The sequence below is a fragment of the Paraburkholderia sp. IW21 genome (genome assembly GCF_041321145.1).
Lineage (GTDB): Bacteria > Pseudomonadota > Gammaproteobacteria > Burkholderiales > Burkholderiaceae > Paraburkholderia.
In genome coordinates this window covers 199,524-212,031 of record NZ_JBGGWA010000007.1, presented here as the reverse complement: position 1 = coordinate 212,031, position 12,508 = coordinate 199,524, and the positions used below count along the sequence as shown (strand labels likewise).

The window sequence follows — 12,508 nt, the reverse complement described above, 5'->3', positions numbered from 1 at the left end:
AATTCCCGTTCCCGGAATTTACCGCACTTCAGCTGTTCTCCATAGGGCGGCCAACGACGAAAACGCCACACGTGTGGCGCGTTTAGTCAGGCACATGGATTGCTATCGAAGAGGCGTCCGTCGAAGTATCGAGGTATCGACCGACGAGCGCGGATTTCCGAATGACCCGGCTGCCCCTTACCTTCCGCGAGGAATCGACCATGCCAACGCCTGCCCGACGCGTCGCCCAGCTGTCACAACTGCGAGCGGACCGCGCCGAACGCATCGTGGTGGATGGCGAAAACATTCTGCTGGTGCGCGATGGCGATACGGTGCACGCCTACGCCGCGGATTGTCCGCATGCCGGCGGCCCGCTGGAAAAGGGCGCGCTATGTAACGGCAGGATTATCTGTCCGTGGCACAAGGGTACTTTCGACGTCGCCAGCGGCAACGTGCTCGAACCGCCCGCGTTGGTCGCGCTCGACCGTTATCCGGTGGTAGTGAGCGGCGACGACGTGATGGTCACGCCGGAAAAACTGCCACAGCCAGTCCACGACGCATCCGCGCGCGAGCCCCACTACGTGGTGATCGGCGCGGGCGCGGCGGGTGCCGCGGCTTGCGCGGCGTTGCGCGAATGCGGCTTTGCCGGACGCATCACGCTGATCGGCGAAGAGCCGCATGCGCCCTACGATCGCACCGCGTTGAGCAAATTCGTGCCGTCCGGCGAGATGGCGCCAGGCGATGTGCCGCCTCTTCTCGCGACGGATTGGTTCGATCGGCACGACGTGGAACGTATCGTCGCGAAGGTTTCGCGGCTCGATGTGCCCAGGCGCACGATCCATTTTGAAACCGGCAGCGAACTGGTGTACGACACCGCGCTGCTCGCCACCGGCAGCGTGCCGAAGATCCCATCCATTCCTGGTCGTGAACTCGGCGGCGTGCACGTCCTGCGCAATCTCGCCGACGCCGCCGCGCTCGTCGAAGCGATCGGCGAAGATACTCAGGTCGCCATTCTCGGCAGCAGCTTTATCGGTCTGGAAACGGCTTCCTCGCTGCGCAAACGTGGCATCTCCGTCACCGTCATCTCGCCGGAAAAAGTGCCGTTCGCGAGGCAGTTCGGCGAGCGCGCCGGCACGATGTTGCGCGAACTGCACGAACGCAATGGCGTCGTGTTCCGTCTCGAAGCGAAGGTCGCCTCGCTCGAAGGCGAGGAAGGCAACGTGCATGAAGTGATGCTCGAAAGTGGCAACCACGTCGCCGCCGACATCGTGCTCCTCGGCACGGGTGTTACGCCTGCTACGGGCTTTGTCGAAGGATTGCCGCTGCAAAAGGATGGAGGCGTGATCGTCAACGCGGGCATGCAAGCCGCGCCTGGACTTTACGCAGCCGGCGACATCGCCGTGTTTTCGTTGCATGAAGATCAGGAACCCGTGCGCGTCGAACATTGGCGCGTCGCGCAGCAACAGGCACGCATAGCAGCGGAAAACATGTGTGGCGCGCGCCATCGTTACGTTGGCGTGCCGTATTTCTGGACCTATCACGTCGGCAAGCGCTTTGAATACCTCGGCCATGCGAGCGAGTGGGACGACGTCGTAATCGACGGCGAACTCGATCACCAGCAATTCGTTGCGCTGTATGTAAAGGACGACAAGGTGGCCGCCGTGCTCGCCTGCGAACGCGAAGCTCAAACGGCGCATTTAATCGAGGCGATGAGCCGTGGCTTGTCACGCTCCGACGCCTTGAAGATCATCAAAAGCGAATAGCGCGCAGGCGTTGGACGAGTGAAGCACGCTCGGCCAAACCTCGCCCAAGTCCATGCGCATGTAAAACACGAGTGTGCCCGCGCGGTTTTTCGCGCTTATCTGAAGGAGAAGTTGCTATGACCCAGCACAAAGAACAACACCCCAACGCCGACAAGAGTGAAAAGCAGATCGACAAGGAGGGTGAAGACAGCTTCCCGGCCAGCGATCCGCCCTCCACAGGCGGCACGACGAAGATCGTCCCCGAAAAGGACACCGCCGCCAAGGACAAGCCCTCGACCGGAAAGCCGGCCGGCCACTAGGCCGATGCACGGGGGCACCGGCTCAGCCTCGGCGTGATGTCTTTTAGGTTAGGAACTGCGCGAGAACCCGGGTCGACTACGCGGAAGTCGCAACGGTCGTTGTCGCTTTAGTCCTGGATGTCACGCGGTTTCCTTCCGCCAATGGCGTTCTTTTCAAAGACCGTTCCGGTTAAGTGCGCCATTTTGATCATTCCGGATTCGATTTGACGGGATCAGTCGTTACCACCCGTTCCCGGTCGACCCGTTCCAGCTTCAGTGGTGTATCCGCCGGGAGCGTCTTCTTCGGCGCGACCCGACGCCACGCTCCATTCGAATCCGGATCGCGGTAACTGCGCCGCGAGAAGATCATCTGGCGTTGGTCTCTTCAATCGATCCGTTGAACTTCCGCTATTCAGTACGGCGAGCGCCACGCTCATCGCAATGTCTCTTCAATTGTTGGCGGCATGTTGCATGATGCGCATGCGCCAATGCCAATCACGCGTTCGTTGGGTAGGCCATCTACAGTTTTCTGGTGCGCCGCGCGGCAAAGCTGCATCGTGCTTCGCGTAAGCATCCCGCCTATCGTTCCATCCGTTCATCTTCGATGCTCGCTCGTAGTCGGTCTGTATTGAATTCAGAAACTATGAGCTTGTGATGGCCCCACGGGGCGAAGTCTTTCCCGTTTTCTATATACGTGGATAGAAAAACGCGATTCGGGCATCGAGTAGTACATCTTCTTATATCAACATCGCGCATAAATTTTGTTGCAATGCGCGCCTCCAACTCAAGTTGACGTAGTTAATAACGCAAGAGTGGGGAGCGCGTTTGTAGGAAAAAACTGTTTTTTGTCGAATGTCGAAAAAAGCTTTGAAGGTAGTTCACAGGAATCCGAAAAATGTTTACCTTCCTGACCCCAAACACAAGCACCGAATCGACATAGGCATACGCCCTCTTGTCCCGTCGGTTGCGATGAAAACCGGAGATGAGACGATGGCGGGTCTGCCCAGGAAAGTCAGAACGTACGCGAATCGGAGTAAGGCGATGACCAGACGGCAGTCGTACTTCGTCGACGTGCCGGGCACGACCAACGCAAGAATCTGTCGATTGTGTCGTTCGAGGCGACCGGGCGCATGGGCGCGCCGTACCGGACTTGCGACGCGCTTTCGCAGATTGACGACGCGTTCCGCGAGAACTTCGCTCTCCGTCAAGGCGCGTGAACGTGAATAAGAAAACGATTTGGTTGTTAGTACTTTGTTTGACGTTCATCGCGGGGTGCGATGCGTTTTCATCCGTGCCCACGTATGGCGGACTGAGTATTGAGGGTTTCAACTACACGCCTTATAACCTGGACCGGTTCGTCATCACCGACAAATACGGAAACAAGGCCGGTGGTGGGGGCGATCTGATGCCGGGGTCAGGTGAGGGAAGCCTCAGTTGCTGCTACAAGCTGAGGGGGACTGATTTTACGGTGGACTGGTATGTCTACGATGCCGATCTTGCGATCAAGGCGATTGATGCACAACAGCCGATTCAGGACATTCACAAGGTGACCCAGGTTCATCTTCCTCCTACCGAAGTCGCTGGTGGGGCGGGCGAGCGCATCCTCGGCCTGCACTTCTACCCGGACGATCATATCGAATTCGAGTTCCGTCGCGACCTGATGGGTACGCGCATTCTCTATGCGGACGTATGGGACTGGATGCGCAAGACCCACGGAAAGCTTCTTAATCCGCACGCCGAGGACGACAGCGTCGTGTTCCGGCGCACTGCACGTCTTGCCGCCAACGGCTGGATCCGATACCACCTGACGAACACCCAGGACCTGGAACAGTACGTCTATTTCTGGTTGCTCAATCCGAAGTTCGACCAGCATCCAGCCGTTCAGAAAATTCTCAGCGAAACAAAAGACCAGCCCGGCGCGTTCGGTGCCGCGATGGAGAAGTTACCGGCAACGACCGTCGAGCAACTGAAGCGCGACGCATTTGAACACGTCCAGACAGGAGCAACTCATGGCTGAGCCTACGCAACTCGATGCCACTGACCGGACACCGATGAAGGTACTCGACGGAATGCTGGCGGCGCACAAACCCTACAGGCTCGATGACTGGATTCCGTGCGGGGCGGTCATCAAGATGGGCTTCTTCTTCGACGGGTTTGGCCGCAATCGTGACCACGACACGCTGGTCTTCACCATCTAAACCGTCGAGAAACGTGACCATGAAAAACAGATTTCTTTACGTACTACTGCTCTCCGTGATGTTCGTCGCAGGATGCGATGCGTTTTCGTCCGTGCCGACATATGGCGGACTGAGTATGGAGGGCTTTAACTACACGCCGTACAACCTGAGTCGATTCGTTGTTTATGACAAGTATGGCAATACGGCTGGTGGTGGCGGTGATCTGATGCCAGGGTCCGGGGAAGGCAGTCTGAGTTGTTGCTACAAGCTCAAAGGAACGGACTTTACGGTGAAATGGGATGTCTACGACGCAGATGAGGCTGTCAAGGACCTCTACGCGCCCATCAATATGATTCACAAGACTACCAAAGTTCATTTGCCACCGACGAAAGTTCCGGGAGGTGCGGGCGAGCGCATCCTCGGCCTTCACTTCTACCCGGACGATCATATCGAGTTCGAGTTCCGTCGCGACCTGAGGGGCACGCGCATAGAGTATGCCGAGATCGACTATTGGCTTAATCAAAAGTATGGAAAGCGGGCGAATCCAGACGCTTTGGATGAGTGGACTACTTTTCGACGCACGGCTCGCATAGCTTCCACAGGCTGGCTCAAATACCGACTTGTGAATTCACAGGACCTTGAACAGTACGTGTACTACACGTTGCTCGTTAATCCGAAATTCGACCAGCATCCCGCCGTCCAGAAGATCCTGAGCGAGACAAAAGATCAGCCCGGCGCGTTCGGTACCGCAATGGAAAAGCTGCCAATGCCGATTGTCGAGCAACTGAAGCGCGACACATTTGAACACATCCAGACAGGAGCCACTCATGGCTGAGCCTACGCAACTCGACGCCGCTGACCGGACACCGATGAAAGTGCTCGACGGAATGCTGGCAGCGCACAAACCCTACAGGCACGATGACTGTATCCCGTGTGGTGCGGTGATCAAGATGGGATTCTTCTTCGACGGGTTTGGCCGCAATCGTGACCACGACAACTCTGGTCTTCACCATCTAAAGCGTCGAACAACGTGATCATGAAAAGCAGATTTTTTTACGTACTACTGCTCTCCGTGATGTTCGTCGCAGGGTGCGACGCGTTTTCGTCCGTGCCGACGTATGGCGGACTGAGCATTGAGGGTTTCAACTACACGCCCTATAACCTCGACCGGTTCGTCATCACCGACAAATACGGAAACAAGGCCGGTGGGGGTGGTGATCTGATGCCTGGGTCAGGTCAGGGTCGTCTCAGTTGCTGCTACGCGCTGAAGGGAACGGACTTTACGGTGAAATGGGACGTCTATGATCAGGACAAGGCGATGATAAATCCCTACGCGCCGATCAATATGATTCACAAGGTTACTGAAGTCCATTTGCCACTGACGAAAGTTCCGGGAGGTGCGGGCGAGCGCATCCTCGGCTTGCACTTCTACCCGGACGATCATATCGAGTTCGAGTTCCGTCGCGACCTGAGCGGTACGCGCATTCTCTATGCAGACGTGTGGGACTGGCTGCGCAAGACCCACGGAAAGCTTCTCAATCCAGAGAGCGAGGATGACATGGTTGTATTTCGAAGGACGGCCCGTGTTGCCGCCAACGGCTGGATCCGATACCACCTGACGAACACCCAGGACCTGGAACAGTACGTCTATTTCTGGTTGCTCAATCCGAAGTTCGACCAGCATCCAGCCGTTCAGAAAATTCTCAGCGAAACAAAGGACCAGCCCGGCGCGTTCGGTGCCGCCATGGAAAAGCTGCCAACGCCGATTGTCGAGCAACTGAAGCGCGACGCATTTGAACACATCCAGACAGGAGCGACTCATGGCTGACCCTACGCAACTTGATGCCGCTGACCGGACCCCGCTGAAGGTCCTCGACGGAATGCTGGCAGCGCACAAATCCTGCAGACACGATGACTGTATCCCGTGTGGTGCGGTGATCAAGATGGGCTTCTTCTTCGACGGGTTTGGCCGCAATCGTGACCACGACACTCTGGTCTTCACCATCTAAACCGTCGGGCAACGCGACCATGAAAAATAGATTTCTTTACGCACTGCTTCTTTCCCTGACGTTCATCGCAGGGTGCGATGCGTTTTCATCCGTGCCGACGTATGGCGGACTGAGCATTGAGGGTTTCAACTACACGCCCTATAACCTCGACCGGTTCGTCATCACCGACAAATACGGAAACAAGGCCGGTGGGGGTGGTGATCTGATGCCTGGGTCAGGTCAGGGTCGTCTCAGTTGCTGCTACGCGCTGAAGGGAACGGACTTTAAGGTGAAATGGGACGTCTATGATCAGGACAAGGCGATGATAAATCCCTACGCGCCGATCAATATGATTCACAAGGTTACTGAAGTCCATTTGCCACCGACGAAAGTTCCGGGAGGTGCGGGCGAGCGCATCCTCGGCCTTCACTTCTACCCGGACGATCATATCGAGTTCGAGTTCCGTCGCGACCTGAGGGGCACGCGCATAGAGTATGCCGAGATCGACTATTGGCTTAATCAAAAGTATGGAAAGCGGGCGAATCCAGACGCTTTGGATGAATGGACTACTTTTCGACGCACGGCTCGCATAGCTTCCACAGGCTGGCTCAAATACCGACTTGTGAATTCACAGGACCTTGAACAGTACGTGTACTACACGTTGCTCGTTAATCCGAAGTTCGACCAGCATCCCGCCGTTCAGAAAATTCTCAGCGAAACAAAAGACCAGCCCGGCGCGTTCGGTGCCGCGATGGAGAAGTTACCGGCAACGACCGTCGAGCAACTGGAGCGCGACACATTTGAACACATCCAGACAGGAGCGACTCATGGCTGACCCTACGCAACTCGATGCCGCTGACCGCACACCGATGAAGGTGCTCGACGGAATGCTGGCAGCGCACAAACCCTACAGGCACGATGACTGCATTCCATGTGGTGCGGTCGTCAAGACGGGTTTCTTCTTCGATGGATTTGGCCACGATCGTGTCCACGACAACTCTGGTCTTCACCATCTAAACCGTCGGGCAAAGCGACCATGAAAAACAGATTTCTTTACGCACTGCTTCTTTCCCTGACGTTCGTCGCAGGGTGCGATGCGCTTTCGTCGGAGCCGACGTATGGCGGACTGAGCATTGAAGGTTTCAACTACACGCCTTATAACCTCGACCGGTTCGTCATCACCGACAAATACGGAAACAAGGCCGGTGGTGGGGGCGATCTGATGCCTGGGTCAGGCGAGGGAAGCCTCAGTTGTTGCTACAAGCTGAAGGGGACCGACTTTACGGTCGACTGGTATGTCATGGATCAGGATGAATTTCTGAAGGATCCTTATGGTCCGCTTCAGGAGATCCACAAAGTTACTCGCGTGCATTTCCCGCCAACAAAACTTGATGGCGGAGCGGGCGAGCGCATTCTCGGTCTGCACTTCTACCCGGATGATCACATCGAGTTCGAGTTCCGTCACGACCTGAGGGGTACGCGCATCTTTTACGCAGAGATTGATGACTGGCTGGACAAGAAGCAAGGCAAGACATTCGACCCGTCCTCGTACGACGATGCTGTCGCATTCCGCCGAACGGCCCGTGTGGCGTCGGAAGGCTGGTTGAAGTATCGCCTCACCAACACACAGGATCTTGAACAGTACGTGTATTACAGGTTGCTGGTAAATCCTGATTTCGACAAGCACCCTGCCATTCAGCGAATTCTGGCAGATACGAAGGGCAAGCCCGGTGCGTTCGGTGCCGCAATGGAAAAGCTGCCAACGCCGATTGTCGAGCAACTGAAGCGCGACACATTTGAACACATCCAGACAGGAGCGACTCATGGCTGACCCTACGCAACTCGATGCTGCAGACCGGACCCCGATGAAGGTCCTCGACGGAATGCTGGCGGCGCACAAGCCCTACAGGCACGATGACTGCATCCCGTGTGGTGCGGTGATCAAGATGGGCTTCTTCTTCGATGGGTTTGGCCGCAATCGTGACCACGACGATCCGTCGACTTCACGCTATTCGAACATCTGTCGACTGTGGGAAGCGCACCGAGACATGCGCGATCGTCGGCAACAGCGTATGCCCAACCAGTTCTGGTACCGCTTTTATTATTCCGGGCTGGGCACGGAGCTAAACAAGGACGCGGCCAACAATGAAATCGTCTCCGCCGCAGTTAAAACGGCGACCGCCGTCGGCAAATCGGCTGCGAACTCGGCGAAATCCACCGCGCAGAAGGTTGTCGGTGTCGACAAGTTGCTGGACCTGAAAAAGGCACCAGGCAAAGCGGCAAAGAGCGCGGTAGCGGAAGCACTTGACGAGATGTCTTTCCGTCCGGTAGCCAAAGCCTACGCCGACCTGATCGCAGAAGCGAAGAGGGCTCCTGCCAAACTGGGCCGCGTGCTGACGATGGCCCGCGACGACCGCTGGGTGACGCGCGGCAAGGCGGCCGTTCGGGCAACGTTGTATGACCTCCGGAAAAACCCGCTCAAGGCAGGTTGGTCTGTCGCCAAAGGAGTCTTCGTCGACGTCGCGATGGACTCGATTCCGCAGGTACGCGATAACGCAGCCGTATCAGGCCTGTTCGGCACGGGCGTCGAGGATCGGCTGCACGCGGCGTTGAAGCAGTTCGACGCCGCCTATCGCGATGCGAAGGCGCAGATGTCGAAAGTCCAGCGTATTGAAGTCTCCGTGTTCGGCGCTGATCGCGGTGGCGTGCTGGCGCGTATATTCGTCAATGAACTGGTGCGCAGATACAAGCGACGCGACGACGTCGACCTGAGGATCGGCGATGCGCCGGAGAAGGGTGACCCGATTGAGATCAAGTTTCTGGGTCTGCTCGACGCTGTTTCGTCGATCATGGCCGAGAACAAACTGCTTGATTTCGTGCCGCTCGTGAACATGATCAGGCAGAACTACGGCGACCGGCCGTTGGGCGTGCCGCAGGCCGTTCAGAAGTGCGTTCATTTTGCAGCCGCGCACGAGTTGCGTTTCTATCAACGGCTTGACAGCCTCGAAAAGACGCGTGGCGACCAGTACCTGTATCCGGGCACCAGTGAGGACATCACAGGCGGGGCACCGGAAGGTTCGATGGGGTTCCGCGCGGAACTCCAGCGCGTTGCACTGCGCGATATGCTGAACGAGGCCTTGATGGCGGGCGCGGCGGTGGACATGATGGAGGACCTGTTCAAATACAAAGGCCCCACCTATCGCAAATTCACCCTCGCCCACCCCATCTCCGTCGGCACGACAAGCTACAAGGTCCCCGACCTGATCGCCGCATACCGCACGCTGGTGCCCCACAAAAAAGGACTCGATTTCCAGTCCCACATGGAGGTATTCCTGCGCTGGCTCGCAGTGCGCTATAAGGACCCCGCATTCCGCGCCTCGATCACCTCCCCGGCCAAGCATAAGTTAGCCGACTGGCAGGCATTGCTAGCCGAGAAAAGCGATACACAACAGAAGCTGCGCATCGAACACGAACGGCTGGAAAGCCTGCCGGCAAGCGAGCGCAACACGCCGGCGAACCGCGCCTATTTCGACAGCCTGCTCGCTCGCTACAAGCAGCTCGACGCGCAGCGGCAACGCGATCTGATCCCGACCTCCGAGGCGCTCTCGAGGCCTGTCGTGCACGTCTGGGAACGCATTGACAGCGAATCCGCCGAACTGACCCGGCGGCTCTCGAAGCAACCCGAACTGGAGGCGACCCTCAAGCGCATCCGGGCCCGGGATACCAGCCTGGATCTTCCTTACGACCCGGACATTACCGGCGCAGCTGCGGGCATCATCGAGGCTGAGATGCTGACACCTGAGCAGGTAGCGCTTGCAAAAGCCTGGCAAGACGGCGCCAGTGGAAAAACGCCGCTTCCGCCGCAGGTCATGGCGCTTTTCGACCTGCTTGTGCACGACACGATGCTGACCAGCTGGCACGACCACATCCTGTCATCGACGCTCTACTTCCAGACGCGCGCAACCGATACGTTCGGCAAAAGCGACATCGAGAAGGAAGCCAGGCAGCGCGCGGCAGACGATCGCAATGCGCAACGCGTGGACCGGCTATCGAACGGGCCCGGTGCGCGACCCGCAATGGGTTTTTGAAGGGTGTTCGAGCCGGCAGCCGCATGCCGGCATGCATTGAGTAAGGGAGAAAAGCAGAATGGCAGGCGTCATACGGGAATGCGATTGCTAGGTCTTGGCCCAGGAAGTACGTTTTCAGTAGAGCAAAGAGCCCAGAAACCCGAAACCGCCGCCAGGCCCCTCTCACCCATTCACAACAGCCAAGCCTTGATCCATCCTGCTAGCTTCAATCCTCCGACAGGCCCCCAAAACCTCCTGCAAGGAACTCGCATAACACTCCGCTCCCATCGCACTTTGCAAATCCGCACTCCACTTTTCAGTGTCCTCCGCGGCCCACAGCCCCACAACAATAGACACCTTCGGCAATCTCGCCCGAATACGCCGAACCAGGTAGCGCAGATGCGAAGGAATCCCATCGATCTGCAAATAAAGAATACAGACGATCCCCACGTCATCGGCATCGAGACTATCGATCGATGCCCGCGAAGCGGCCTCATGCGGCACCGCCCGCCCAACAAACCCATGCTTGCCCAGCAACTGCAACAAGATCGTCGTAGCGAGCGGATCGACGGGCCCGCGTCCAGCAATGCACAACACCCGCTTCGCAGCAGCATCCCCCTCCCCGTTGCCCTCATCCGTCGTTTCGACGTTCGACGCAGCCGGCTCCGCCCGCACTGCCCCTTCCGTCTCTGAAGAAGCGGCCATCGGCCCCACCGCGCTCCAGTTCTCTTCCGCCTGCGGCGGCGAGGGTTCGCGATCTTCATAGCTGTCCAGCCCGTCGACCAGATCGTTCGTGGTTGCCTCGATCCGCGCGAGTTGCACGGCCGTCACGCTGCCACGCATCACGTCAATGGCGGCGAGCTGCAAGCCCTTGATCGCCACTTCGTCGTAGTAGGCTGACAGCGAGCGGTCGCGCAACAGCACCTCAGCTTGCTCGATCGCTTCGTCCGGGTCACCCGCGAGCGCTCGCTGGTAAAAGTTTTCTACCGGCGTCAGCGCCGGCTGGTCGCCCAGTAGTACGTCGAGAAACTCCAGGCGTCTCACATGCCGTCCCAGCACCAGCAGGCACAGCGTCAATGGCGTAGACAGAATCAACCCTATCGGCCCCCAGATCCAGCTCCAGAAAATCGCCGCCACCACGACCGAAAACGGCGAGAGCCCAGTGCTGTGTCCGTATAGCAGCGGCTCCACCACCTGCCCCACCAGTAACTCGACCGTGCCGAACAGCACGAGCGACCAGATCGCCATCGTCCATTCAGGACTCACAGCGGCGGCGAGCGCAGTGGCCAGCGTCGCGGATATCCAGATGCCCACGTACGGCACGAGCCGCAGCAACGCGGCGAGAATGCCCCACAAAATCGGACTCGGCACGCCGATGAAGAACAATCCCGCGCCGATCACCACGCCGACGCCGGCATTCACACCGAGTTGTGAAACGAAGTACCGGCTCAAGCGCCGCGCGGCTTCGTCCATCACGGTGGTCGTGCGGTGCAGATCGCGTGAACCGAACAGGCGGATCGCGCGGTCGCGCAGGTCGTCGCGTTGCAGCAGGATCACCACCATCACGACGAACACGATAAACGCGGTTTCCAACGGACTGATCGCCGGCGACAGCACGCGCCGCGCGAGTTCGAACGGCGTCGGCACCGGTTCGCGCACCTCGACGGGTACGGCGGCAGGCAGATGGGTGCTCGCGTGCGTTGAGGCATCGCGCGGCGCTTGTGCTTGCGGCGGCTCGATGGTCGCGCGTTGCAGCGCCTGGCCGGCCACGCCGGCAAGACGGTTCAGTTTGCCGATGGTCAGGCTGTGCGCTGCGTCCATCTTGCGTTCGATGGTCGCCTGATAGCGGGGCACGCCCGCTGCAAGATCGCTCAACTGCATGGCGATCACCGCGCCGAGCATCACGATCACCGACACCGAAATTGTCACCGCGGCGAACACGGACGCCACATGTCCGAGTTTCAATCGTCCAAGCGAATTGGCAAGTGGCGCGACGAGGAAACTGAGCAGAATCGCGAGCGTGATCGGAATCAGCACGGCACGTGCGAAATACAGGCAAGCAACCACCGTGACGCCGACCGCAATCGCGATCAAGCCGTCAATGCCAAATGCGGGAGGCGGCGCCTGAATGCGGGCGGCTGGCCTCGCGTCACGCGGGTCGGGGAATTCCTTCATTTTGCAGATCTGTCCGGTTCCATTTCGTCAGGCGTGACAGATCATTCGAGCTGCCAGCGCGGCTGCATTGCGGCCATTATT

At 58.4% G+C, this 12,508-nt stretch carries 13 protein-coding genes; 12 read left to right on the top strand and 1 reads right to left on the bottom strand.

What is annotated here, in order from left to right; translation table 11 throughout:
- Positions 1-200 precede the first annotated feature (200 nt).
- The 12 genes from ACAX43_RS18575 (at position 201) to ACAX43_RS18520 (ending at position 10,273) form a co-directional block, all read left to right on the top strand.
- A complete protein-coding gene (locus ACAX43_RS18575) occupies positions 201-1,742 on the top strand; it encodes an FAD-dependent oxidoreductase (RefSeq protein WP_370710032.1) in 1,542 nt (513 codons plus the stop codon).
- Between the two features lie 116 nt (positions 1,743-1,858).
- Positions 1,859-2,041: a hypothetical protein gene (locus ACAX43_RS18570; RefSeq protein ID WP_370709879.1), complete on the top strand. Its 183-nt coding sequence runs from the start codon at positions 1,859-1,861 to the stop codon at positions 2,039-2,041.
- Between the two features lie 1,198 nt (positions 2,042-3,239).
- A complete protein-coding gene (locus ACAX43_RS18565; protein WP_370709878.1) occupies positions 3,240-4,037 on the top strand; it encodes a hypothetical protein in 798 nt (265 codons plus the stop codon).
- Entirely contained in the window at positions 4,030-4,218 is a 189-nt protein-coding gene (locus ACAX43_RS18560) for a hypothetical protein (RefSeq protein WP_370709877.1), read from the top strand. Before ACAX43_RS18565 ends, ACAX43_RS18560 begins: the two co-directional genes overlap by 8 nt.
- Positions 4,219-4,237: 19 nt before the next feature.
- Positions 4,238-5,032: a hypothetical protein gene (locus ACAX43_RS18555; protein ID WP_370709876.1), complete on the top strand. Its 795-nt coding sequence runs from the start codon at positions 4,238-4,240 to the stop codon at positions 5,030-5,032.
- Entirely contained in the window at positions 5,025-5,231 is a 207-nt protein-coding gene (locus ACAX43_RS18550; RefSeq protein WP_370709875.1) for a hypothetical protein, read from the top strand. The genes ACAX43_RS18555 and ACAX43_RS18550 overlap by 8 nt, the downstream gene beginning before the upstream one ends.
- 2 nt (positions 5,232-5,233) lie before the next feature.
- A complete protein-coding gene (locus ACAX43_RS18545; protein ID WP_370709874.1) occupies positions 5,234-6,025 on the top strand; it encodes a hypothetical protein in 792 nt (263 codons plus the stop codon).
- The gene (locus tag ACAX43_RS18540) at positions 6,018-6,206 is read left to right on the top strand and encodes a hypothetical protein (protein ID WP_370709873.1); all 189 of its coding nucleotides are present in this window, start codon (positions 6,018-6,020) and stop codon (positions 6,204-6,206) included. Before ACAX43_RS18545 ends, ACAX43_RS18540 begins: the two co-directional genes overlap by 8 nt.
- A gap of 19 nt (positions 6,207-6,225) precedes the next feature.
- Positions 6,226-7,020, top strand: coding sequence for a hypothetical protein (locus ACAX43_RS18535; protein ID WP_370709872.1), 795 nt, complete (start codon positions 6,226-6,228; stop codon positions 7,018-7,020).
- The gene (locus ACAX43_RS18530; protein ID WP_370709871.1) at positions 7,013-7,225 is read left to right on the top strand and encodes a hypothetical protein; all 213 of its coding nucleotides are present in this window, start codon (positions 7,013-7,015) and stop codon (positions 7,223-7,225) included. The genes ACAX43_RS18535 and ACAX43_RS18530 overlap by 8 nt, the downstream gene beginning before the upstream one ends.
- Positions 7,222-8,016 carry a hypothetical protein gene (locus tag ACAX43_RS18525; RefSeq protein WP_370709870.1) on the top strand — a complete coding sequence of 265 codons (795 nt, stop codon included), beginning with the start codon at positions 7,222-7,224 and terminating at the stop codon, positions 8,014-8,016. The genes ACAX43_RS18530 and ACAX43_RS18525 overlap by 4 nt, the downstream gene beginning before the upstream one ends.
- Positions 8,009-10,273 (top strand): hypothetical protein, encoded by a 2,265-nt coding sequence (locus ACAX43_RS18520; protein WP_370709869.1) that lies wholly within the window; start codon positions 8,009-8,011, stop codon positions 10,271-10,273. The genes ACAX43_RS18525 and ACAX43_RS18520 overlap by 8 nt, the downstream gene beginning before the upstream one ends.
- Positions 10,274-10,435: 162 nt before the next feature.
- Here ACAX43_RS18520 and ACAX43_RS18515 read toward each other — a convergent pair whose 3' ends face one another.
- On the bottom strand, positions 10,436-12,427 hold the full coding sequence (locus ACAX43_RS18515; protein ID WP_370709868.1) for an AI-2E family transporter: 1,992 nt from the start codon (positions 12,425-12,427) through the stop codon (positions 10,436-10,438).
- Positions 12,428-12,508 lie beyond the last annotated feature (81 nt).